General features: G+C 59.0%; 19 protein-coding genes. 9 read left to right on the forward strand and 10 right to left on the reverse strand.

The features are described from left to right. Positions 1-2: 2 nt before the first annotated feature. Complete coding sequence (gyrB, locus tag NR164_RS11505; protein ID WP_017848946.1) at positions 3-2,420, forward strand: DNA topoisomerase (ATP-hydrolyzing) subunit B; 2,418 nt, start codon at positions 3-5, stop codon at positions 2,418-2,420. Positions 2,421-2,559: 139 nt separating this feature from the next. Here gyrB and norW read toward each other — a convergent pair whose 3' ends face one another. Both norW and norV read right to left on the reverse strand, forming a co-directional pair. Beyond that, positions 2,560-3,693, reverse strand: coding sequence for an NADH:flavorubredoxin reductase NorW (gene norW, locus NR164_RS11510; protein ID WP_169863617.1), 1,134 nt, complete (start codon positions 3,691-3,693; stop codon positions 2,560-2,562). Beyond that, positions 3,690-5,132 (reverse strand): anaerobic nitric oxide reductase flavorubredoxin, encoded by a 1,443-nt coding sequence (norV, locus tag NR164_RS11515; RefSeq protein ID WP_256822767.1) that lies wholly within the window; start codon positions 5,130-5,132, stop codon positions 3,690-3,692. The genes norW and norV overlap by 4 nt, the downstream gene beginning before the upstream one ends. A 160-nt stretch (positions 5,133-5,292) precedes the next feature. Here norV and norR point away from each other — a divergent pair, with 160 nt between their 5' ends. Then, positions 5,293-6,816, forward strand: coding sequence for a nitric oxide reductase transcriptional regulator NorR (gene norR, locus NR164_RS11520; RefSeq protein WP_046381570.1), 1,524 nt, complete (start codon positions 5,293-5,295; stop codon positions 6,814-6,816). Between the two features lie 85 nt (positions 6,817-6,901). Here the strand turns inward: norR and NR164_RS11525 are convergent, their stop codons facing one another. Then, positions 6,902-8,104, reverse strand: a complete 1,203-nt coding sequence (locus tag NR164_RS11525) for a cytochrome P450 (RefSeq protein WP_256822768.1) — start codon at positions 8,102-8,104, stop codon at positions 6,902-6,904. A gap of 201 nt (positions 8,105-8,305) precedes the next feature. Between NR164_RS11525 and NR164_RS11530 the strand changes: the two genes are divergently transcribed. From NR164_RS11530 to NR164_RS11545, 4 genes are all read left to right on the forward strand, one after another. Beyond that, the gene (locus tag NR164_RS11530; RefSeq protein ID WP_256822769.1) at positions 8,306-8,653 is read left to right on the forward strand and encodes a hypothetical protein; all 348 of its coding nucleotides are present in this window, start codon (positions 8,306-8,308) and stop codon (positions 8,651-8,653) included. 414 nt (positions 8,654-9,067) lie between these two features. After that, the gene (locus tag NR164_RS11535; protein WP_046381569.1) at positions 9,068-9,418 is read left to right on the forward strand and encodes a hypothetical protein; all 351 of its coding nucleotides are present in this window, start codon (positions 9,068-9,070) and stop codon (positions 9,416-9,418) included. A 283-nt stretch (positions 9,419-9,701) separates the two neighbouring features. Continuing rightward, positions 9,702-10,475: an SDR family oxidoreductase gene (locus tag NR164_RS11540; protein WP_057004922.1), complete on the forward strand. Its 774-nt coding sequence runs from the start codon at positions 9,702-9,704 to the stop codon at positions 10,473-10,475. A gap of 115 nt (positions 10,476-10,590) precedes the next feature. Continuing rightward, positions 10,591-11,520 (forward strand): LysR family transcriptional regulator, encoded by a 930-nt coding sequence (locus tag NR164_RS11545; RefSeq protein ID WP_017848954.1) that lies wholly within the window; start codon positions 10,591-10,593, stop codon positions 11,518-11,520. Positions 11,521-11,552: 32 nt separating this feature from the next. Here NR164_RS11545 and NR164_RS11550 read toward each other — a convergent pair whose 3' ends face one another. Continuing rightward, entirely contained in the window at positions 11,553-12,275 is a 723-nt protein-coding gene (locus NR164_RS11550; protein WP_017848955.1) for a response regulator transcription factor, read from the reverse strand. Positions 12,276-12,712: 437 nt separating this feature from the next. Here NR164_RS11550 and NR164_RS11555 point away from each other — a divergent pair, with 437 nt between their 5' ends. Further along, positions 12,713-14,986 (forward strand): CHASE2 domain-containing protein, encoded by a 2,274-nt coding sequence (locus NR164_RS11555; protein ID WP_046381566.1) that lies wholly within the window; start codon positions 12,713-12,715, stop codon positions 14,984-14,986. 182 nt (positions 14,987-15,168) lie between these two features. Here the strand turns inward: NR164_RS11555 and NR164_RS11560 are convergent, their stop codons facing one another. The 4 genes from NR164_RS11560 to glyQ form a co-directional block, all read right to left on the reverse strand. Beyond that, positions 15,169-15,939, reverse strand: a complete 771-nt coding sequence (locus NR164_RS11560) for a 1-acyl-sn-glycerol-3-phosphate acyltransferase (protein ID WP_017848958.1) — start codon at positions 15,937-15,939, stop codon at positions 15,169-15,171. Positions 15,940-16,021: 82 nt separating this feature from the next. Further along, positions 16,022-16,561, reverse strand: coding sequence for a D-glycero-beta-D-manno-heptose 1,7-bisphosphate 7-phosphatase (gmhB, locus tag NR164_RS11565; protein WP_169850580.1), 540 nt, complete (start codon positions 16,559-16,561; stop codon positions 16,022-16,024). Further along, the gene (gene glyS / locus NR164_RS11570; protein ID WP_017848960.1) at positions 16,561-18,615 is read right to left on the reverse strand and encodes a glycine--tRNA ligase subunit beta; all 2,055 of its coding nucleotides are present in this window, start codon (positions 18,613-18,615) and stop codon (positions 16,561-16,563) included. Before glyS ends, gmhB begins: the two co-directional genes overlap by 1 nt. Beyond that, positions 18,612-19,565: a glycine--tRNA ligase subunit alpha gene (gene glyQ / locus NR164_RS11575; RefSeq protein ID WP_003213601.1), complete on the reverse strand. Its 954-nt coding sequence runs from the start codon at positions 19,563-19,565 to the stop codon at positions 18,612-18,614. The genes glyS and glyQ overlap by 4 nt, the downstream gene beginning before the upstream one ends. Before the next feature lie 81 nt (positions 19,566-19,646). Between glyQ and NR164_RS11580 the strand changes: the two genes are divergently transcribed. Both NR164_RS11580 and NR164_RS11585 read left to right on the forward strand, forming a co-directional pair. Beyond that, entirely contained in the window at positions 19,647-20,204 is a 558-nt protein-coding gene (locus tag NR164_RS11580) for a DNA-3-methyladenine glycosylase I (RefSeq protein ID WP_017848961.1), read from the forward strand. A 40-nt stretch (positions 20,205-20,244) separates the two neighbouring features. Beyond that, positions 20,245-21,132: a lysophospholipid acyltransferase gene (locus NR164_RS11585; protein WP_017848962.1), complete on the forward strand. Its 888-nt coding sequence runs from the start codon at positions 20,245-20,247 to the stop codon at positions 21,130-21,132. Positions 21,133-21,254: 122 nt separating this feature from the next. On the opposite strand, the gene NR164_RS11590 is transcribed toward NR164_RS11585, so the two are convergent. Both NR164_RS11590 and trkA read right to left on the reverse strand, forming a co-directional pair. After that, positions 21,255-21,566: a tetratricopeptide repeat protein gene (locus NR164_RS11590; RefSeq protein ID WP_256822770.1), complete on the reverse strand. Its 312-nt coding sequence runs from the start codon at positions 21,564-21,566 to the stop codon at positions 21,255-21,257. A gap of 19 nt (positions 21,567-21,585) precedes the next feature. Continuing rightward, positions 21,586-22,959 (reverse strand): Trk system potassium transporter TrkA, encoded by a 1,374-nt coding sequence (gene trkA / locus NR164_RS11595; protein ID WP_017848964.1) that lies wholly within the window; start codon positions 22,957-22,959, stop codon positions 21,586-21,588. Positions 22,960-22,965 lie beyond the last annotated feature (6 nt).

Here is a 22,965-nt window from a genome sequence, read left to right on the forward strand (position 1 = left end):
GCATGAGCGAAGAAAACACGTACGACTCGACCAGCATTAAAGTGCTGAAAGGTTTGGATGCCGTACGCAAACGTCCCGGTATGTACATTGGCGACACCGATGATGGTAGCGGTCTGCACCACATGGTGTTCGAGGTGGTCGACAACTCCATCGACGAAGCTCTCGCCGGTCACTGCGACGACATCAGCATTATCATTCACCCGGATGAGTCCATCACCGTGCGCGACAACGGTCGTGGCATTCCGGTAGACGTGCATAAAGAAGAAGGCGTTTCGGCGGCAGAGGTCATCATGACCGTGCTCCACGCTGGCGGTAAGTTCGACGACAACTCGTACAAAGTATCCGGTGGTTTGCACGGCGTAGGTGTTTCCGTAGTAAACGCCCTCTCCGAATTGCTGGTGCTGACTGTGCGTCGCAGCGGCAAGATTTGGGAGCAGACCTACGTTCACGGTGTTCCGCAGGAACCGATGAAGGTTGTTGGCGAAAGCGAAACTACCGGTACCCAGATTCACTTCCGTCCTTCTGACGAAACCTTCAAGAACATCCACTTCAGCTGGGACATCCTGGCCAAGCGGATTCGTGAACTGTCCTTCCTCAACTCCGGTGTCGGCATCGTCCTCAAGGATGAGCGCAGCGGCAAGGAAGAGCTGTTCAAGTACGAAGGCGGCCTGCGTGCGTTCGTTGAATACCTGAACACCAACAAGACTCCGGTCAACCAGGTGTTCCACTTCAACGTCCAGCGTGAAGACGGCATCGGCGTGGAAATCGCCCTGCAGTGGAACGACAGCTTCAACGAGAACCTGTTGTGCTTCACCAACAACATTCCGCAGCGCGACGGCGGTACTCACCTGGTGGGTTTCCGTTCCGCGCTGACGCGTAACCTGAACACCTACATCGAAGCCGAAGGCCTGGCCAAGAAGCACAAAGTTGCCACCACCGGTGACGATGCGCGTGAAGGTCTGACTGCGATTATTTCGGTGAAAGTACCGGACCCTAAGTTCAGCTCCCAGACCAAAGACAAGCTGGTGTCTTCCGAAGTGAAGACCGCCGTGGAACAGGAGATGGGCAAGTACTTCTCCGACTTCCTGCTGGAAAACCCGAACGAAGCCAAGCTGGTTGTCGGCAAGATGATCGACGCAGCGCGTGCCCGTGAAGCCGCGCGTAAAGCCCGTGAGATGACCCGCCGCAAAGGCGCGCTGGACATCGCCGGCCTGCCGGGCAAACTGGCTGACTGCCAGGAGAAGGACCCTGCCCTCTCCGAGCTGTACCTGGTGGAAGGTGACTCTGCTGGCGGTTCCGCCAAGCAGGGCCGTAACCGTCGCACCCAGGCCATCCTGCCGTTGAAGGGTAAGATCCTCAACGTCGAGAAAGCACGCTTCGACAAGATGATTTCCTCCCAGGAAGTCGGCACCTTGATCACGGCGTTGGGCTGCGGTATCGGCCGCGACGAATACAACATCGACAAGCTGCGCTATCACAACATCATCATCATGACCGATGCTGACGTCGACGGTTCGCACATCCGTACCCTGCTGCTGACCTTCTTCTTCCGTCAGTTGCCGGAGCTGATCGAGCGCGGCTACATCTACATCGCCCAGCCGCCGTTGTACAAAGTCAAAAAGGGCAAGCAAGAGCAATACATCAAAGACGACGACGCCATGGAAGAGTACATGACGCAGTCGGCCCTGGAAGACGCCAGCCTGCACTTGAACGAAGAAGCACCGGGCATTTCCGGTGAGGCGCTGGAGCGTCTGGTCAACGACTTCCGCATGGTCATGAAGACGCTCAAGCGTCTGTCGCGCCTGTACCCTCAGGAACTGACCGAGCACTTCATCTACCTGCCGGCCGTGAGCCTGGAGCAGTTGGGCGATCACGCAGCGATGCAGGATTGGCTGGCCCAGTACGAAGTGCGTCTGCGCACCGTCGAGAAATCCGGCCTGGTGTACAAAGCCAGCCTGCGCGAAGACCGTGAACGTAACGTGTGGCTGCCCGAGGTCGAATTGATCTCCCACGGCCTGTCCAACTACGTCACCTTCAACCGCGACTTCTTCGGCAGCAACGACTACAAAACCGTGGTCACCCTGGGCGCACAACTGAGCACCCTGCTGGACGACGGCGCTTATATCCAACGTGGCGAACGCAAGAAGCAGGTCAGGGAATTCAAGGAAGCCCTTGACTGGCTGATGGCCGAAAGCACCAAGCGTCACACCATCCAGCGCTACAAAGGTCTGGGCGAGATGAACCCGGATCAACTGTGGGAAACCACCATGGACCCCGCTCAGCGCCGTATGCTGCGCGTGACCATCGAAGACGCCATTGGCGCAGACCAGATCTTCAACACCCTGATGGGTGATGCGGTCGAGCCTCGCCGTGACTTCATCGAGAGCAATGCTTTGGCGGTGTCTAACCTGGATTTCTGATCGGGTGTAGGAACTCACAAAAGCAGCTGACGTTCACACTATGCTGCTTTCGCCGCGCTACAAAAAAGGCCAACCCCTGCGGGTTGGCCTTTTTTTTGCCCGTATGTCCAGGAACGCGCGAGAGCTCTGCCAATTGGATTCACAGCGAGAGTTGCCGTAGTAACGTAAAGGCCTGCTTCATTTGGTCTTCACTGACGACGAACGCACGTAACTGCCCTGCCATATCCATGCCTCTGGCTATCAGCCCCTGTGCCTCAAGGCTGATCTGCCATTGCAAGTCCTTGCGGCTGGTTTCTCCGGCCAGGTGCAGCGGCATTTCCGGAGTCTTGACCTTCACCAGCATCGCCGGGAACTTAACTTCCTCATTCCCACCCAGCACATTACGCGCCAGGGTCATGGCGCTTACCTGGATAGGTTGCAGAAACGGCAGTAGCTTGCCCTGGATTTGCGCGCAATCGCCAACGGCGAATATGCGTGGGTCAGAGGTGCACATGCGTTCATCAACTTCAATGCCACGGTCCACTCGTAAGCCAGCCTGTGTGGCTAACGTCGTATCGGGCTTCAACCCAATTGAGGCAACGATCACATCGGCGCTGATATGTCGGCCGTTGGACAACGTCGCCAACAGGCCATCGTTTCTCTTTTCAATGGATACTAACGCCTGGTTAAACAGCATTTCCACACCCATCTGGCATAAGCGGTGCTGCAGGCGGCTGCTCACCTCAACAGGAAGCAACGATGCGAGCAGGCTGCAGGACTTGTCCATCAGCACCACCTGCTTTCCAGCACGATTGATGTCCATCGCCAGTTCACTGCCAATCAAGCCGGCCCCGAGGATCAGTACGCGCTGTGCAGCCCGCAGTGCATGTTGTGCATGACGGTATTCCTGCTGGCTGTTCAGAGTCACCATCCACTCCCGCCCGGGAATCGGCGGAACCATGGCTTGCGCCCCCGTGGCGAGAATCAGTTGGTCGTAGCTGAATGCCTCATTCCCGGCGCTAACACACTGGTTTTCGCGATCAATCGCAGTGAGCTGGCAGCACGAGTTCAGGGTCAACCGATACATCTCGGCAAACTCTGCCGCAGGCTGGCGGGTCATGTCGTCTGCGGTCTGATTAAGACTGACGACGTGACTCAGGTCGGGCTTGTTGTACTCATCGCAACTGTCTGCAGCGATCAATCGAATGGGCACCGCCGCATCGAGCCGGCGCAAGTTCTTGACCACCTGACGAGCCGCGAAGCCGGAGCCCACAATGACGATTTCCCGGTTCATGTCGCCTCCGAAGGCAGCTCATCGAATACCGATTTACCCATTGAACATTCAGGACACAGGAAGTAATCAGGCACATCACACCAGGCCGTACCGGCCTGCACATCCTGCATCGGCTCGCCGATCGCGGGGTCGTAAATCCATTGGCAGACACTGCATCGCATGCGCAGGCCGTTGTCCGCGATGGGGTCTGCCTGGGCAGTTGCGGTGGCTGCAGCGGGTACGACATGTGCAGCCGTCGATGGATGCAGCGCCCATTGCCGAGCGATTTCGCGGCCATGAGCCCGGCAAACCTCAAGCGCGCCACCGTCGGGCCGCCACTTGGCTTTGAGCGCCAATGTGGTTTCAAAACCAGCGTCCATCAAGCGCGTCTGGATACGGTCTACCGCCCCGCCATTCCAGCCGTAACTGCCAAACGCCGAAGCCTTTTTGTCACGAAAACGCAGCCCGGTTATTTCCTCCAGCAGTGCGGCGACTTTAGGCATCATCACGTTGTTCATGGTGGACGAGCCCACCAAAACGCCTTTTGAGCGGAACACGTTGGTCAGAATTTCATTCTTGTCGTGGCGCGCGACGTTGAAAATCTTCACCGCCACACCTGGATCGACTTCGTGAATACCCTGCGCGATGGCATCGGCCATCATGCGGGTGTTGTTCGACATGGTGTCGTAGAACAGGGTGATGCGATCCTCCTGATAGTCCGCTGCCCATTCCAGATAGCGGTGCACGATCTGCGTCGGATTATCACGCCACACCACGCCATGAGCGGTGGCAATCATATCGACCGGCAGGTTGAAACCGAGGATCTCGGTAATCTTGGCAATGACCAGGCGGCTGAATGGGGTGAGGATATTGGCGTAGTAGCGTTGGCACTGTTCGAACAGTTCGTTTTGATCCACTTCATCATTAAACAGGTGTTCGTCGCAGTAATGCTGGCCAAAGGCGTCGTTACTGAACAGAACGGCATCGCCGGTCATGTACGTCATCATGCTGTCCGGCCAATGCAGCATCGGGGTTTCCACGAAAACCAGCTGTTTGCCATTGCCGACATCCAGGGTGTCGCCGGTATGGACGACGTGGAAATTCCATTCAGGATGATGGTGATGACCGTTGATCGAGTCCACGCCATTGGCGGTGCAATAGATCGGCGTATTCGGGATCAGCGACATCAACTCTGTCAGCGCTCCTGCATGGTCCTCTTCCGCATGGTTGATGACGATACAGTCCAGCGTGTTCAGGTCGATTTCCATCGCCAGGTTCTGTATGAACTCCCGACTGAACCTGTGATCAACCGTATCAATCAGTACGGTCTTTTCTTCACGGATCAGGTAGCTGTTATAGCTGCTACCTTTGTGGCATTTGTATTCTGTGCCATGAAAGTCCCGCACTTCCCAATCGCGCTGACCGACCCAATGAATGTTGTTTTTGACGTGAATTGACATGACCTACCTCGGTATAGAAATGATGTTCTACACCGAAGGTGGCAACCTTCGTGCCACATAATAACTAGTTGATTTAAAAGGAAAAATAAAACAATGATTGTCAATATGACATTGCCCGACTATTGTCTTTATGACTAATTCATTGTCAAAGTGACAAACCATGAGTCTCTCCGTTGAATCCCTGGCACGCATCGCTATTGAGCTGCAAAGCGGCATTTCCCATCAGGATCGCTTTCAACGTCTGATCAATACCCTGCGCCAATTGCTGGGTTGCGACGCCTCTGCCTTGTTACGTTATGAACAGCGACTGTTCCGTCCGCTGGCGATCGATGGCCTGGCACCGGATGTTCTGGGGCGCCGCTTCAGCCTTGATGCACATCCACGTCTGGAAGCCATCGCCCGCGCCGGTGACGTGGTGCGCTTTCCGGCAGAGAGTCATTTGCCTGATCCCTATGACGGCCTGATCCCGAGCCGGCAGGACCTCAAAGTACATGCCTGCATCGGGTTACCGTTGTTCGCGGACCAGACACTGATTGGCGCGCTGACGATCGATGGCATGGACCCGGCACAGTTTGATCACTTCAGCGACGAAGAGCTGCGACTGGTGGGCGCCCTCGCTTCTGCTGCCTTGACCAATGCGTTGCTGGTCGAGCAACTGGAAAGTCAGACCATTACGCCTCTCTCCATCAGTCATGTCCCGGCGGGCAAACCCGGCACCGAAATGGTCGGGCTCAGCGAGGTCATGCAACAGTTGAAAAGAGAGATCGAAATGGTGGCAGGTTCCGACCTGAACGTTTTGATCACTGGAGAAACCGGGGTCGGCAAGGAACTGGTCGCCAAGGCGATACATGAAGGTTCATCACGCGCCAGTCACCCTGTGGTCTATCTAAACTGCGCTGCGCTGCCGGAGTCAGTGGCTGAGAGTGAGTTGTTCGGCCATGTCAAAGGTGCCTTCACCGGGGCGATCCATCATCGCACCGGGAAGTTCGAAATGGCCGATAACGGCACACTGTTCCTCGACGAAATCGGTGAACTGTCGCTGAGCCTGCAAGCAAAACTGCTACGGGTATTGCAATACGGCGACCTGCAACGGGTCGGTGACGATACCGTCTTGCGGGTCAACGTAAGGGTGCTTGCCGCGACCAATCGTGACCTGAAGCAGGAGGTGCTGAACAATCGCTTCCGGGTCGACCTGTTCCACCGTTTAAGCGTGTTCCCTGTGCATGTGCCGCCACTGCGTGAGCGTGGGCAGGACATCACATTGCTAGCGGGTTTTTTCTGCGAGCAGAGCCGGGTACGCATGGGATTGCAACGGGTGGCGCTGGCTGCCGGTTGCCTGTCGTTGCTCAAGCAGTACTCGTGGCCAGGAAACGTTCGCGAACTGGAACATGCTGTTTATCGAGCGACAATCCTTGCTCGTGCGACCCAGCAAAGTGAAGAGCTGCTGCTGGAAGCACAGCATTTCAATCAAGTACCCGAACAGCTGGCGATACTGCCTGTTGCTGTGGATGTTCCTTCCAGCAGCGTTGGCCAATGCCTACGGGACGCGACGGATAGCTTCCAGCGTCAGCTGATTGAAAGCACGCTGAAAAATTGCGCAGATAACTGGTCTGCCTGTGCGCGAATGCTCGATATGGATGTGGCCAACCTGCACCGACTGGCGAAGCGGCTCGGTTTGAAATAACACTCGCGGCCGATCAGGGCTCAATGCAGGTCAGTCATGCTGACCCACATGTCGCCCTCGCCGCCAAGCTGTCCAGCATAAAACGCTATCGGATCTCGGGGGGAAGGCCGGCGCCCAGCGGTTGAGACGGCGGTTTCTGAATCTGCAGGTGTAGAGAAGAAAACCCGCCGGCAGGGAAAAACGCGTTCACTGGTTCTTTATCCGGCGCCAGCGTAATCCGGCTGGTGCGTCCAAGCAGTTCCTCCATCACGATCCGTAGCTCCAGTCTGGCAAGCGGCGCACCGGGGCAGACATGAATGCCGGCGCCATAGAGCAGGTTCAGCTCGGGATCGCGATCAAGGCGCAATTCATCGGGATCTCCAAAGACCGCTTCGTCCCGATTGGCGGACGCCCAGTTGAGGGCAATACGCGAACCCTTCGCCAGCGTGCGCCCGCCCAGCGTGACCTCTTTCGTAGTCACCCGACGGTTCATGATCAGTGGTGCGTGAATACGCAGTATTTCATCAATGGCGACAGGTAACAGCGCGGGTTGTTCGCGCAATCGCTGCTGCCACCCGAAGTTGGTCGCCAGATAGTGCGCAAGAATGCCGACCGAGGCGGAAATGGTTCCGAGTTCACCGACGGTCCAGTTACGTAGAATGCTGACGATCTCGTCGTCCGTCAGGGGCCTTCCCAAGGACTGGTCGCGTAGCAAGAGGGTCGTGATGTCATGCGACGCAGCAGCGCCAGCGGTACGGCGCACGTCCAGCAGATCCTTGATGTAACCGTCAAACTCAAGGGCCACGGCACTCAGGGCCGCCTCGTCTCGGGACAGCGTGGCCGAGTGATTCTTCAGCGTCCACAGGCGCAGCGGTTCATGAAAATCCGCCGGCCAACCCAGCCAGGCACACTGGATCTGCAACGCAAAGATCTGGGCAAATTCGCCGATCAGTTCTGCACGGCCTTCACCCGGTAATGCCTGCACCAGACGAACCGCTATGTCACGGCACGTCGGCGCAAAGGCATCCATATGCTCCGGGCTGAAATAACGCTCGATGAGGTTCCGGTACGCCGTATGTTCGGGCGGATCCATTCCGTTGGGGACCGCGGGGAAACGCGAGACGGCATTACTGAAGGTTTCATGATCGTTAAGTACGCGCAGCACATCCGCATGCCTGAATAACGACGTATAGCCATATTGACTGTGTGCGACCGGGCAACGGTGGCGCATGTCGTCATAGGCTGTCGTCTGATCCTTTAATACGGCTTCAGACCTGGGATCCCAATCCGGTAGCGATTTCTTGTCCATCGTTTACTCCATAAACCCGTCCCGCTGAGAACCCGGAAACAAGGAAGCAAGGGTTGTCGGCCTACTTGTACTCGGTCGGGACATGTAGGAAATACCCGCTAGACTGAAACCATGCACGACGTCCCTACGTCGGCATCACTTGGGTGAAGTCTTTACGGGCTTATAGGGAAAATCGGGCTATTAGCTAGCCAGGGGGTTGTGATGAGTAAGCTTCAGCAGTGGGTAAACTCGCAGGGCAGCACTGCGCTGTGGGTGGTGTTCTGGATCTACGGGGTGGTGCTCAGCAATGTACTGTTTGGCCTGATTCTGGTCGCCTTCAACAAAGTTGCACCCTCCCTGTTTGGTCTAATGCTGCTGGGTTTTGTGGCCTACACCGCGTGCATGCTCAATGCGGTATGGCGCAATGCGGATAATGTCAGTGACCCCCTCTACGGTCAGATCGCTCGTTTCCTCACGGTGGCCTGGTCGATCAACGCGGTATTGGTTTCGGGCTTTCTCTTCCTGGGCCATCTGAATGCCGTCGCCCTCCCCCTGCCGCTGCCTTTTTGATTCCAGATAACCTGGGCCCTCAATGTGGGGTTTGAACGTTAGAGCCCAGGTCATTGCGCCGTTGCGATTATCGCGCCAATTGATTGTCTGCATAGTTGATCAATATCAATTCCATTATTTCTGTCGATCGCCATCACCGTTTCAACGCTATCTCAAGTGCAACAACTCGATCTTCGCTCATGACGCATAGCGGCTCTGTAGAGCGTTGAGCGCTGTTCAACCCCTCCCTTCAACAAATTGCCTCAACCGGCGATAGGAAGTCATATTGACTATTCCTTTGTCATTATGACCTTTTTCGAGTTAGGTCATAATGACAGTGTTGTTATTTAACTAGTTGATATTAAACAATAAAATTGTTGGCCCGGTTTGTGTATTAGGTAATGAACTTAACGCAAACCCCAAAGGGACAATCTCATGACTCGTACCATCGCGCTCAGTTTCACCCTGTGTACACTGCTGTCTCCGCTATGCCAGGCAGACCAGATAATCCGTGTAGTCCCCGACACAACCGCCGGCAAGGGGGTCGGCGTTCTGACCGGAATGATGGTTGGCGCGGTAGGCGGCCCGATTGGAGCATTAGTCGGCGCAGCTGGCGGATTTTTCGCCGGCAGTGCGGTGCAAGGAGGCATTGGCAAGTCTGAAACCGCTTATGAAGTGAAAAACGCGCAAGGCGAGATTAGTACGGTGCGCTCACCCAATGGGCGTTTTGAAGTCGGGCAACAGGTCACCCGTAAAGGTGTGCGACTGGTGGCATCTGAGGAGTAAGAGGCTCCCGTCTGCGTCTTCCCAAGCATTCCAGGCCCTCCGTGGAGTTGCACACATAGATGGTTCGGCTAATCCTCACCGATTAGCTGAACATCACGAAAAGAGCCCGTCAAATCGCGGGCTTTTTTTGCATTCGATCCGGGTTTTTATTACGTGACCTTCCCCACTCCAATCTGCCTGATTGGGGTGTTTTTCTGGATTATTCATCCAGTCATCCACGGTTTATCGCCGCGTTGAAGCGGCCTAATCTCGATTCTCCATCGATTCGTGAAGGAGATTCTCCATGGCAGACCATTCCATTAAAGGCAAAGTCGTTCTCATCGCTGGCGGTGCGAAGAACCTTGGCGGTCTCATCGCCCGTGATATGGCCGCACAGGGTGCCAAGGCTGTCGCGATCCATTACAACAGCGCCGCGTCCAAGGTTGATGCCGATGCCACGGTTGCCGCCGTTCAGGCCAGCGGCGCACAGGCCGTCGCGCTGCAGGGGGATCTGACGACGGCCGGCGCCATCGAGAGGTTGTTCGCCGATACCATCGCCGCGGTCGGCAAACCCGACATCGCCATCAACACCGTTGGCAAGGTGCTCAAGAAGCCGATGGCCGAGGTGAGTGAAGCCGAATACGACGAGATGAGCGCGGTCAACTCCAAGACCGCTTTCTTCTTCCTCAAGGAGGCGGGCAAGCACCTCAACGACCATGGCAAGATCTGCACGATAGTGACGTCGCTACTGGGCGCCTTCACGCCGTTCTATGCCGCCTATGCCGGCACCAAGGCGCCGGTCGAACACTACACCCGAGCGGCCTCCAAGGAATTGGGCGCGCGCGGTATTTCGGTGACAGCGGTCGGTCCGGGGCCGATGGATACGCCGTTCTTCTACCCGGCCGAAGGCGCCGACGCGGTGGCCTATCACAAGACCGCCGCCGCGCTCTCGCCGTTCAGCAAAACAGGCCTGACCGACATCGAGGATGTGGTGCCTTTCATTCGCCATCTGGTCAGTGACGGCTGGTGGATCACCGGCCAGACCATTCTCATCAATGGTGGGTACACCACCAAGTAAATCCATTATCCGCAGTGTGATCTTCGTCGCCATCCGCTGCTGGGGCGCCGTACAATCGACGCAGAGCAGGCGCCCCTGGGCAGGCTGACGTCGGGACCATCGGCAGGGCAGATACATGGACAGATTCGACCAGTACCGCGTATTCGCCAAAGTGGCCGAGATGGGCAGCTTCATCAAAGCTGCCAACGCGCTGGAGATGCCACGAGCGTCGGTGTCTGCGGCCATCCAGCAGTTAGAGGCTCAACTGGGCGTGCGCCTGCTGCATCGCACGACGCGGCAGGTACGGCTGACACCCGATGGGGAGCAATTGCTCAGCCGTGTGCGCCCGGTGTTGTGCAACGTCGAAGACATCGACCAGTTATTCCAGGCCAGCCAGCGGCAAGTTTCCGGCCGGCTGATCATCGATGTGCCCAGCCGCATTGCCCGCCGCGTCATTGCGCCAGCGCTGCCCGGCCTGTTGCGTTGTCATCCCCTGCTTCAATTGATTTTGGGTTCGACTGACCGGGCCATCGATCTGGTGCAGGAAGGTGTGGACTGCGCGGTGCGCGTTGGCGCGCTGCATGACAGCAGTCTTGTGGTGCGGCCGCTGGGTCAGATTGCCTTGATCAATTGTGCGAGCCCGGCCTATCTGCTTGAGCATGGAGAGCCTCAGCAGCCTGCGCAGCTACTCGACGGACATTGGACCATCGGCTATGCGTCGCCGAAGTCGGGCAAGGAACTGCCTTGGGAATACCTGTCCGGCGACGGCAGCGTGCAGCGGTTCGACGTGCCGAGCCGGGTGATCGTGAACAATGCCGAAAGCTATATCGCTTGCTGCCTTGCAGGGTTGGGGTTGATCCAGATCCCGCGCTTCGACGTCCAACACCTGCTGGACTCACGACAACTGGTGGAGGTCATGTCGAGTTACTGTGCCGCTTCGATGCCGGTATCCCTGCTCTACCCGCACCGCCGGCAGCGTTCGCAGCGACTGGATGTGTTCCACGAGTGGTTCGAGGCATTGATGCGGCCGTATTTGGATAGCCGCCACGTCCCTCTGCATCAATAAAGCCAAATGCTCCACGTGGAACATCGGCATTTTTAACCCGCTGAAGCGGCCGCCACACTCTCCAACCGGTAGCCGTATCCATAGATCGTCAACAACTGCCAACCCCGATCCGCGGTTAACCCCAGCTTGTTCCGCAGCCGATAGATATGTGTGTCCAGCGGCCGAGACGAGACCATTTCTTCATGGCTCCAGAACCGCTCATACAGATACTCGCGAGACAACGGCCGCGCCAGGTTGGCGAACAGGCAACTGGCCAGGCGGTATTCGCGTTCGGTCAGGTTGATCGGTTTGCCCGCACGGGTGACGGTCAGTTCGGCGTCGTCAAAGGTCAGGTCGTTGAAACTTTGCACTTCAGACGTCGCCGACTTTTGCAGACCGTGGCGGCGCAGGACGGCGTTGACCCGGGCTTTGAGTTCATTCGGGCGAAAGGGTTTACTGACGTAATCGTCGGCGCCGCTGTTCAGGGCGGTGACGATATCGCTCTCGGCATCGCGGCTGGTGAGCATGATCACCGCCGGAGGCGATTCCATGTGTTCACGGGTCCAGCGCAGCAAGGCGATGCCGCTGATGTCGGGCAGCTGCCAGTCGAGGATCAGTAGGTCGAAGGTTTCCCGGCGCAGTTGGCGCAGCAGGTCTTCACCGCGTTCGAAGCAATGCACAGACCAGGGCTGTTCCAGGTTGCTGGGGATCTGTCGCAGTGTCTGTTCCACCCGCTGCAATTCAGCGGGTTCGTCATCCAGTATTGCGACACGCATGGGTGGGTCCTTTCTACTTGGAAATATTTCAGCTGTCGGCCGGTCGAAGAGCGGGCGTCCTTGCTGCGCAGATGCCAGTCATTGAATCTGAAGAATTGTGCTCAGATTCAACGACCCTTTGGATCTCTCGGTACGCTGATATCAAAGGGCCGTTAACGCTTTGAAAAACCATGCGACTCAGGGGGAAAGATACCGACTCCCGTGCGTAAGGAAAAGGATCAGTGCCGCTGGCATTGCATAGCCGTGCGGGTAGCTGATACTGCGCCCCGATGTACGGTATGTTTCAACGAACGCATTCAGGAAAAACCCCGGGGCGATCAAAATGAGCTTCACTGGGTTCAGCACCACACCGCGCACCACCTGGAGGGAGAAACCGGGTCTATGACATCTTCAACTGTCCATTTTCAGCAGCGGTGCGGGTTCCTGGCGGTCGCCCTGTGATGCTGTGGCGCAAGGCCGAAAAACGCCAGCCCACCCAGGCGCAGTTGTTGTTCCATGGTCTGTTTCGGGAGTGGCTATGGATTGGCCTGGTGTTGCTGCCCTTTACTGCATATTTGTCCTCAAGTGCGGGCCTGGCCTTCAATAACCCGCTGTATGACGACCTGCGCCGCCTGACCCCTCTGCCGGTCGATCCACGCATTTTGCTGGTGACCATCGATGACCAGAGCCTGAAAAAGCTCGGCCAATGGCCATGGCCGCGCAGCCTGCATGCCGACGTCATCAACCGTCTGAGCGCTGCCCAACCCGCGGGTATCTTGTTCGATGTGATCTTCAGTGAGCCGCGCAACGCCACGGATGACCAGCGCCTGGCCAATGCCGTGTGCAACGCCGGGAATGTTTTGCTTCCCCTGGAACGCGATGGCGGCGCGAGCCAGCCGGGCGAACAGCTGTTGCCGCTGCTCAATTGCGCCAAGGGGCTGGGCCATATCAACGTCGAAGCAGACAGCGACGGTGCCGTCCGCAGCCTGTATCTGCGTGAAGGCCCGCCTGGGAACACCCTGCCGCAGTTGGCATGGCTGGCGTATACGTTGAGCGGGCAAACCGCGCAAATGCCTGGACGCAGCGAACAACCCAACAGTCAGCGCTGGCATCGGGAATATAGAGTTCGCGTCCCGTCCACGTCTGAGCCGCATGGGTTTCCCAGTGTGTCCTACGCCAGCGTATTGCACGGCGAAGTGCCGGCCGAATTGCTGCGCGACCGCCTGATCCTGGTGGGCGCCAGCGCCTATGGGCTGGGGGACCGTTTTGTGACGCCGCTCTCCTCCACTCCGGATACCACCGCCGGTGTGGAAATCCAGGCCAATGTGCTCAACGGCTTGCTGCAGGAGCGCAGCATTGTCGACCTCCCCGGCTGGCTCGCGGCACTGATCGCCACTGCCTGGGTGGCGTTGTTGCTCGGCCTTTTGCTGTACCGCCCACGCTACGCACTGTGGATGACCTTGGGTTGCATGGCCGGCGCGTTGCTCGGCGCGTGGGCGCTGTTACGCCTTGGCCATTGGTGGTCGCCCGCGGCCTGCCTGATCGGTATGTTGCTCAGCTACCTGATCTGGAACTGGCGCCGCCTGAGCGTGATCCTTGCCTACTTTGGCTGGGAACTGGCGCGCCTGGACAACGAACCCAAGGTGCTGCCCGAACGCCGCCGAGCGCCCGCGAACAAAGGCGATGTGTTGCAAGGGCGCATCTTTGCCCTGGAGCAGGCCGTCAGCCGCACCCGTGACACCCGACGCTTCATGGCCGATGGCCTCGAATGCCTGCCGGTGGCGACCCTGATCACCGACCCGCGTGGCAACATCCTGTTGGCCAACCGCATTGCCCGTGAAGTATTCGGCAATGACCTGGTCAACCAAAACCTGCTCGAACAGCTCGCCGACCTGGGTTATCCACCCCTGCATAACGGCGTGCGCCCCGCCCTGTCCGCCCTGGAAATCGTCGAGTTCCGGGACATCCACCAACGCAGCCTGCGCATGGAAATCGCACCCTTGCTGCCCGCCGAAGGCGACGTCGCCCTCGGCTGGCTGCTCAGCCTGACCGACTTGAGCAAGGAGCGCGAAGCCCAGCAACACCGCGAAACCATGCTGCGCTTCCTGTCCCACGACCTGCGCGCGCCGCACTCGGCGATCCTCGCGTTGCTGGATGTGCATAACGCGGAGTCGCCGGTGTTTGCCCAGATCGAGCAGCAGGTTCGACGCGCCTTGAGCCTCACCGAATCATTCGTACAACTGGCGAAAGCCGAGGCTGACGGCTACCACTTCCAGCCAAGCCTGTTTGCCATGCTGGTGATGGATGCGTTCGATCAGGTGGCGGTGATTGCGCAGCTCAAGGGCATCCAGTTGATCCACGACCTGGATGAAGCGGATGAAGGCATGGTGTCGGCCGATCAATCCCTGCTCACCCGCGCGTTGTTCAACGTGCTGGAGAACGCGATCAAATACTCGCCGGCCGGCACCACCGTGAGGTTGAGCCACGGCAGCGCGCAAGGTTGGCTGGAGTGTCGCATCAGCGACCAGGGCCCGGGCATTGCGGCAAAGGACTTGCCGGAACTGTTCAGCCAGTACCGCCGCTTCGATTCTGCCCAGGGCAGCGAAGGCCTTGGGTTGGGCCTGACCATGGTCAAGGCCGTTGTGGAGCGGCACGGTGGCCGTATCTGCTGCGAAAGCGTGGTGGGCAAAGGCACCACATTCACCCTGCAGCTGCCCCAGTTGGAAGACTGACAACACGTGCTTTTGCGCTGTGTATAAAAAACCGGTCTCAAGGACCGGTTTTTTTATCCAAAAAAAACTTATGCACGTTTTTAGTATTTTTATGAGTTCAGGAAATATCTAATAAAATCATCTTGTTATGAAGAGAAAATGCTATTTTGCCAACAAACCGTACACAGGTTATCCACAGATGATCAGGCCACCGGCGTGTCCACTGCCACCGGCTCCGGCGGCAGCGAACCCATGGCGCGTTGCTGGGCTTCATTCCAGGCGGCGGCGCGGTCATTCAGTGCGGCAATTGCACGCGGCCCTTCACCTTCGGCGTACATCGGTTCCCCGATCACCACGGTGATGGTGCCTGCACGTTTTGCCCAACCGGTTTTTGGCCAGTACTTGCCGGCATTATGTGCAATCGGCAACACAGGCAGGTGGGCGTTGACGGCCAATGCCGTGCCGCCACGTGAGAACTTGCCGACGGTGCCGTAGGGCACGCGTGTACCTTCCGGAAAGATCAGCACCCAGACGCCGTCCTTGAGCAGCTCGTCGCCCTTTTTGGCCACATGCTTGAGCGCCGCCTTGGGGTTGTCGCGGTCGATGGCGATCGGGCGCAGCATCGCCATCGCCCAGCCGAAGAACGGCACATACAGCAGCTCGCGCTTGAGCACTTGGCTCAGGGGCGAGAAGTACGCCGAGAGGAAGAACGTCTCCCACGTGCTCTGGTGGTTCGACAGAATCACGCAGGGCTGATCCGGGACGTTTTCCGCGCCCTTGACCTCGAAGCGGATGTTCAGGAACACCTTGGTCAGCCACAGCGCGCAGCGGCACCAATAGACGTTGATGAAGCGATAGCGCGCCTTGAACGGCAGAAAAGGCGCGATAAAAAAGCTCAGGGTGCACCAGAGAAACGAACTGGTGCCCAACAGCAGGTAAAAGAAGAAGGTTCTGATGGCCTGCAAAATCGACATGGCGGCATTTACCGTTGCGGGACACAGCCCGCCTGTTGAAGGCGCACTCCCGAACAGTCCTTGGTCAGGCAGTCGAGGGCGGCTAGTTGTTGATAAGTTCTGCGGCAACCGCCGCCAGATCGTCAAAAATCAAGGTGCCTACCGGCAGGTTTTTCGCCTGGGTCTTTTCGCCTTTCCCGGTCTTTACCAAAACTGGCTGAGAGTCGACGGCTTTGGCCGCCTCCAGGTCACCGAGGCTGTCCCCGACGAACCATAGCCCAGCCAGGGGCACGTTGTAATGTTCTGAAATAGTTTTCAACATGCCAGGCTTGGGTTTGCGGCAATCGCAGCCCTCATCCGGCCCGTGGGGGCAGTACACCACCAGCCCCACCTCACCGCCCTGCTCCGCCACCAACGTGCGCAAGCGCGCGTGCATGGCGTCCAGGGTAGCGATGTCGTAGTAGCCGCGGGCGATGCCGGACTGGTTGGTGGCGACGGCCACCGTCCAGCCGGCCTTGCTCAACTGCGCGATGGCCTCGATCGCGCCGGGCAGTGGGATCCATTCCTCCACCGACTTGATGTAAGCGTCGGAGTCGTAATTGATCACCCCGTCCCGATCGAGAATCAGCAGTTTCAACATGATCAGCCCAATACGGAAATGTCAGCGATGTTGATGAACAGACCGCGCAGACGCGCCAGCATGGCGTAGCGGTTTTTCCGCACGCCGGCATCTTCGGCATTGATCATCACCGCTTCGAAGAACGCATCCACCGGCTCGCGCAAGGTGGCCAGGCGCGCCAGTGCTTCGGCGTAGTTGCGTTCGGCGATCAGCGGTTTCACCGCATTTTCCGCCTTGGCGATGGCCGAGTTCAGCGAGAACTCCTTGGCATCGGCGAACAGGCCTGGGTCGACATCGGCATTGCCGAGGTTGTCGGCCTTGCTCAACAGGTTCGACACGCGCTTGTTCACGGCGGCCAGGGCGTCGGCTTCCGGCAGTTTGCGGAAGGCCTGCACGGCTTGCACGCGTTGGTCGAAGTCCAGCGCCGAACCCGGTTGCAGCGCACGTACCGACAGGTACACCGAAACGTCCACGCCTTCGTCTTCGTAACGCGCACGCAGGCGGTCGAACACGAACTCCAGCACTTGCTCGGCCAGGCCGGTTTGCTTGACCTTGCCGCCGAACTGGCCGACCGCGAACACCACGGCCTGGGTCAGGTCGAGGTCGAGCTTCTTGTCGATCAGGATCCGCAGTACGCCCAGGGCCGCACGGCGCAGGGCATACGGGTCTTTACTGCCGGTGGGCAGCATGCCGATGCCGAAGATCCCGACGAGGGTATCCAGCTTGTCGGCAATGGCCACGGCCGCACCGGTCAGGGTGGTCGGCAATTCGGCGCCAGCACCGCGCGGCATGTACTGCTCGTTCAGGGCCAGGGCGACATCGTCCGGCTCGCCGTCGTTGAGGGCGTAGTAGTAACCGGCAACGCCTTGCATTTCCGGGAACTCGCCGACCATCTCGGTGGCCAGGTCGCACTTGGACAGCAGGCCTGCGCGCGCAGCCCAGGCAGCGTCACCGCCAATGCGCGGGGCAATGTAGGCGGCCAGTTTGGAAACGCGCACAGCCTTGTCGTAGACGCTGCCGAGTTTTTCCTGGAACACCACGTTTTGCAGGCGCAGGTTGAAGTCTTCGAGCTTCTGCTTCTTGTCTTGCTTGAAGAAGAACTCGGCGTCGGTCAAGCGCGGGCGCACGACTTTTTCGTTACCGGCGATGATCTGCTGCGGGTCCTTGCTTTCGATGTTGGCCACGGTGATGAAGCGCGGCAGCAACTTACCGTCCACGTCCAGCAGGCAGAAGTACTTCTGGTTGTCCTGCATCGTGGTGATCAGCGCTTCTTGCGGCACATCGAGGAAGCGTTCTTCGAACGAGCACACCAGCGGCACCGGCCATTCAACCAGGGCGGTCACTTCGTCCAACAGGCTTGGCGGCACGATGGCGGTGCCTTCCTGCAGGCGGGCCAGCTCTTCGGTGCGCTTGCTGATCAGCTCGCGACGCTCGTTGGCGTCGGCCAGCACATAGGCGGCGCGCAGGTCGTTGAGGTAGTTGGCCGGCGCGGTGATACGCACGCTTTGCGGGTGGTGGAAGCGGTGACCACGGGAATCGCGGCCGGCTTTCTGGGCAAGGATGGTGCAATCGATGACCTGGTCACCGAGCAGCATCACCAGCCACTGGGTCGGACGCACGAACTCTTCCTTGCGCGCACCCCAGCGCATGCGCTTGGGGATCGGCAGGTCGTTCAGGGAGTCTTCGACGATGGTCGGCAACAGGCTGGCGGTCGGCTTGCCTTTGATGACCTGGCTGAAACGCAGTTTCGGGCCGCTCTGGTCGATCTCGCTCAGCTCGACGCCACACTTCTTGGCAAAGCCCAGCGCTGCTTGGGTCGGGTTGCCTTCGGCGTCGAAGGCGGCCTGGCGTGGCGGGCCGTCGAGGTTGATGCTGCGATCCGGCTGCTGGGTTTCCAGCGCGGTCAGCAACACCGCCAGGCGACGCGGCGCGGCGTAGACTTTTTTCGCCTCGAACTTCAGGCCGGCGCTTTGCAGGCCTTTTTCGATACCGGCCAGGAACGCATCGGCCAGGGTGTTCAGTGCCTTGGGTGGCAGCTCTTCGGTGCCCAGTTCAACCAGAAAATCTTGAGCACTCATTGTGCAGCCTCCAGCTTAGCCAACACTTCATCACGCAGGTCCGGGGTTGCCATCGGGAAGCCCAGCTTGGCGCGAGCCAGCAGGTAGGCTTGGGCGACGGAACGCGCCAGGGTGCGAACACGCAGAATATATTGCTGGCGCGCGGTCACCGAGATGGCGCGGCGGGCGTCCAGCAGGTTGAAGGTATGGGACGCCTTCAACACCATTTCATAGCTCGGCAACGGCAGCGGCTGGTCCAGTTCGATCAGGCGCTTGGCTTCGCTTTCATAGAAGTCGAACAGTTCGAACAGCTTCTCGACGTTGGCGTGTTCGAAGTTATAAGTCGACTGCTCCACTTCGTTCTGGTGGAACACATCGCCGTAGGTCACTTTGCCGAACGGGCCGTCTGCCCACACCAGGTCGTAGACCGAATCCACGCCTTGCAGGTACATGGCCAGGCGCTCGAGACCGTAGGTGATCTCGCCGGTCACCGGGTAGCACTCGATGCCGCCCGCTTGCTGGAAGTAGGTGAACTGCGTGACTTCCATGCCGTTCAGCCAGACTTCCCAGCCCAGGCCCCAGGCGCCCAGGGTCGGCGATTCCCAGTTGTCTTCGACGAAACGGATGTCGTGGACCAACGGGTCGAGGCCGACATGTTTCAGCGAGCCGAGGTACAGCTCCTGGAAGTTGTCCGGGTTCGGCTTCAATACCACCTGGAACTGGTAGTAATGCTGCAGACGGTTCGGGTTTTCGCCGTAGCGGCCGTCAGTCGGGCGCCGACTGGGCTGCACATAAGCGGCGTTCCAGGTTTCCGGGCCGATGGCCCGCAGGAATGTAGCGGTGTGGAAAGTGCCGGCGCCTACTTCCATATCGTAGGGCTGAAGTACCACACAACCTTGCTCGGCCCAGTACTGCTGGAGGGCGAGGATCAAGTCTTGGAAGGTACGCACGGCTGGCGTAGGCTGGCTCACGAAATTCACCTGTTACTTGGGCTGCGATTTAAAGAGCGGGAGTATACCCGATTCGGCCGCGCCACCATCCCCTGGAGCCTTATGCCACGCTGCTTTTGGTGTTCTGAAGATCCGCTGTACATGGCTTATCACGATCAGGAGTGGGGAACGCCGCTGCGCGATGCACAGGGTTTGTTCGAGTTACTTTTGCTCGAAGGGTTCCAGGCGGGCCTGTCCTGGATCACCGTTTTACGCAAACGCGAGCATTATCGAAAGGTCTTGTTCGGTTTTGATGCACAGCGCCTGGCGCGGCTGAGCGATGCCGAGATCGAAGCGTTGATGCTCGACCCGGGCATCGTGCGCAATCGTCTGAAGCTCAACGCCACCCGCCGCAACGCCGCGGCCTGGTTGGCCTTGGAGGACCCGGTGGGGCTGCTGTGGTCGTTTGTCGGCGGCGTGCCCAAGGTCAATCACTTCAAGGACCGCAGCGAAGTCCCGGCGATTACCGCCGAAGCCGAGGCCATGAGCCGCGCGCTGAAAAAAGCCGGTTTCACCTTCGTCGGGCCGACCATTTGCTACGCGTTCATGCAGGCCTCGGGCATGGTCATGGACCACACCCAGGACTGCGACCGTTACGCGGACTTGGCCAACGCCGGTTAGAATGCGTGCTTTGCGCACCACACACGATCAGGAGTGACCTGTGGAAAAGTTTAAAGGCGCCTTGCTGGTAGGCGCTCTCCGGTTGTTTGCCCTGCTGCCCTGGCGCGCCGTGCAAGCCGTAGGTTCGGCGATTGGCTGGATCATGTGGAAAACCCCCAACCGCTCCCGCGACACGGTGCGGATCAACCTCTCAAAGTGCTTCCCGGACATGGACCCGGCCGAGCGCGAGCGCCTGGTGGGCCGCAGCCTGATGGACATCGGCAAGTCCCTGACCGAAAGCGCCTGCGCCTGGATCTGGCCGGCTCAGCGCTCCATCGACCTGGTGCGCGAAGTCGAAGGCCTGGAAGTCCTCCACGAAGCCCTGGCCTCGGGCAAAGGCGTGGTCGGTATCACCAGCCACCTGGGCAACTGGGAGGTGTTGAACCACTTCTATTGCAGCCAGTGCAAACCGATCATTTTCTACCGCCCGCCGAAGCTCAAGGCGGTGGATGACCTGCTGCGCAAGCAACGCGTGCAACTGGGCAACCGCGTGGCGGCGTCCACCAAGGAAGGGATCCTCAGTGTCATCAAGGAAGTGCGCAAGGGCGGCCAGGTGGGCATTCCGGCCGACCCGGAGCCGGCTGAATCGGCGGGGATCTTCGTGCCGTTCTTCGCCACCCAGGCGCTGACCAGCAAGTTCGTGCCGAACATGCTCGCGGGCCACAAGGCGGTCGGTGTATTCCTGCATGCCCTGCGCCTGCCGGACGGTTCAGGCTACAAAGTGATCCTGGAAGCAGCGCCGGAAGACATGTACAGCACCGACACCGCCACCTCCTGCGCGGCGATGAGCAAGGTGGTGGAGCGTTATGTCGGCGCCTACCCGAGCCAGTACATGTGGAGCATGAAGCGCTTCAAGAAACGCCCGCCGGGTGAGGCGCGGTGGTACTGACTCAAGGGCAACCCAAAACAATGTGGGAGGGGGCTTGCCCCCGATAGCAGTGTGTCAGCCAATGCATATTTGACTGAACCACCGCTATCGGGGGCAAGCCCCCTCCCACATTTGAGTTCCGCTTAGGCCTTGCGGTCGAGTTTTTTCAGGAACACAGTCATCTCTTTTTCGGCCTGCTTGTCGCCATGGGCCTGGGCCGCTTCAATGCCCTTCTCCCAGGCCTGTCGCGCAGCGGGACGGTCACCCAATCCGGCGTGCGCCTTCCCCAACAACTTCCACGCCGCCGAATACTTCGGATCAAACTCGACACACTTGTGCAGATGCTCGGCGGCCTTGGCGTTGTCCTTCAGGTCCAGATAACCCTTGCCCAGCCCAAAGCGCAGCAGGGCGTTATCCACACCCTTGGCCAGCATTTTCTCCAGGGATTCGAGCATGTCGGTGTACTCCGTTTGATCAGAAAAAGCTCAACCCCACGTGGAACAGCTTCTCCACATCGCGGATATGTTTTTTATCCACCAGGAACAGGATCACATGGTCACCGGTGGCAATTACCGTGTCGTCGTGGGCAATGATCACTTCTTCATCGCGAATGATCGCACCGATGGTGGTACCCGGCGGCAAGCCGATGTCGCGGATGGCCTTGCCGATCACCTTGCTCGACTTCGAGTCGCCATGGGCGATCGCCTCGATGGCTTCCGCCGCGCCGCGGCGCAGGGAGTGGACGCTGACGATATCGCCACGGCGCACGTGGGTGAGCAAGGTGCCGATAGTCGCCAACTGCGGGCTGATGGCGATGTCGATATCGCCGCCCTGGATCAGGTCGACATACGCTGGGTTATTGATGATGGTCATCACCTTCTTCGCCCCCAGCCGCTTGGCCAGCAGCGATGACATGATGTTGGCTTCGTCATCGTTGGTCAGGGCCAGGAAGATATCGGCGTCGGCGATGTTTTCTTCCATCAACAGGTCGCGGTCCGAGGCGCTGCCTTGCAGGACTACGGTGCTGTCGAGGGTGTCGGACAAATGCCGGCAGCGCGCCGGGCTCATCTCGATGATCTTCACTTGGTAGCGGCTTTCGATGGCCTCGGCCAAGCGTTCGCCGATCTGCCCGCCACCGGCGATGACGATGCGTTTATACGTCTCATCGAGACGGCGCATTTCGCTCATCACGGCACGAATATTCGCTTTGGCGGCGATGAAGAAGACTTCGTCGTCGGCCTCGATCACCGTGTCGCCCTGGGGCAGGATCGGCCGGTCACGCCGGAAAATCGCCGCGACGCGGGTTTCCACATTCGGCATGTGTTCGCGCAGTTGGCGCAGTTGCTGGCCGACCAACGGCCCGCCGTAATAGGCCTTCACGGCGACCAGTTGCGCTTTGCCGTCGGCGAAGTCGATCACCTGCAACGCGCCGGGAATCTCGATCAGGCGCTTGATGTAATGGGTGACCACCTGCTCCGGGCTGATCAGCACGTCCACCGGGATCGCGTCGTTGTCGAACAGGCCGGCGCGGGTCAGGTACGCGGCTTCACGCACCCGGGCGATCTTGGTCGGGGTGTGGAACAGCGTGTGGGCGACCTGGCACGCGACCATATTGGTCTCGTCGCTGTTGGTCACGGCCACCAGCATATCGGCATCGTCGGCACCCGCCTGACGCAGCACCGTAGGAAACGACGCACGACCCTGCACGGTACGAATGTCCAGGCGGTCGCCCAGGTTGCGCAGGCGCTCGGCATCGGTGTCGACCACGGTGATGTCGTTGGCTTCGCTGGCCAAATGCTCGGCCAGCGTGCCACCGACCTGCCCTGCCCCGAGGATGATGATTTTCATCCGGTC

This window comes from Pseudomonas sp. Pse79 (assembly GCF_024519615.1).
GTDB lineage: Bacteria > Pseudomonadota > Gammaproteobacteria > Pseudomonadales > Pseudomonadaceae > Aquipseudomonas > Aquipseudomonas veronii.

What these genes read in the sequence shown, in the direction of transcription:
- gyrB (WP_017848946.1), top strand. Translation starts at nt 3, where the DNA reads ATGAGCGAAGAAAACACGTACGACTCGACCAGCATTAAAGTGCTGAAA.
- norW (WP_169863617.1), bottom strand. Translation starts at nt 3,693, where the DNA reads ATGAACCGGGAAATCGTCATTGTGGGCTCCGGCTTCGCGGCTCGTCAG.
- norV (WP_256822767.1), bottom strand. Translation starts at nt 5,132, where the DNA reads ATGTCAATTCACGTCAAAAACAACATTCATTGGGTCGGTCAGCGCGAT.
- norR (WP_046381570.1), top strand. Translation starts at nt 5,293, where the DNA reads ATGAGTCTCTCCGTTGAATCCCTGGCACGCATCGCTATTGAGCTGCAA.
- NR164_RS11525 (WP_256822768.1), bottom strand. Translation starts at nt 8,104, where the DNA reads ATGGACAAGAAATCGCTACCGGATTGGGATCCCAGGTCTGAAGCCGTA.
- NR164_RS11530 (WP_256822769.1), top strand. Translation starts at nt 8,306, where the DNA reads ATGAGTAAGCTTCAGCAGTGGGTAAACTCGCAGGGCAGCACTGCGCTG.
- NR164_RS11535 (WP_046381569.1), top strand. Translation starts at nt 9,068, where the DNA reads ATGACTCGTACCATCGCGCTCAGTTTCACCCTGTGTACACTGCTGTCT.
- NR164_RS11540 (WP_057004922.1), top strand. Translation starts at nt 9,702, where the DNA reads ATGGCAGACCATTCCATTAAAGGCAAAGTCGTTCTCATCGCTGGCGGT.
- NR164_RS11545 (WP_017848954.1), top strand. Translation starts at nt 10,591, where the DNA reads ATGGACAGATTCGACCAGTACCGCGTATTCGCCAAAGTGGCCGAGATG.
- NR164_RS11550 (WP_017848955.1), bottom strand. Translation starts at nt 12,275, where the DNA reads ATGCGTGTCGCAATACTGGATGACGAACCCGCTGAATTGCAGCGGGTG.
- NR164_RS11560 (WP_017848958.1), bottom strand. Translation starts at nt 15,939, where the DNA reads ATGTCGATTTTGCAGGCCATCAGAACCTTCTTCTTTTACCTGCTGTTG.
- glyS (WP_017848960.1), bottom strand. Translation starts at nt 18,615, where the DNA reads ATGAGTGCTCAAGATTTTCTGGTTGAACTGGGCACCGAAGAGCTGCCA.
- NR164_RS11580 (WP_017848961.1), top strand. Translation starts at nt 19,647, where the DNA reads ATGCCACGCTGCTTTTGGTGTTCTGAAGATCCGCTGTACATGGCTTAT.
- NR164_RS11590 (WP_256822770.1), bottom strand. Translation starts at nt 21,566, where the DNA reads ATGCTCGAATCCCTGGAGAAAATGCTGGCCAAGGGTGTGGATAACGCC.
- trkA (WP_017848964.1), bottom strand. Translation starts at nt 22,959, where the DNA reads ATGAAAATCATCATCCTCGGGGCAGGGCAGGTCGGTGGCACGCTGGCC.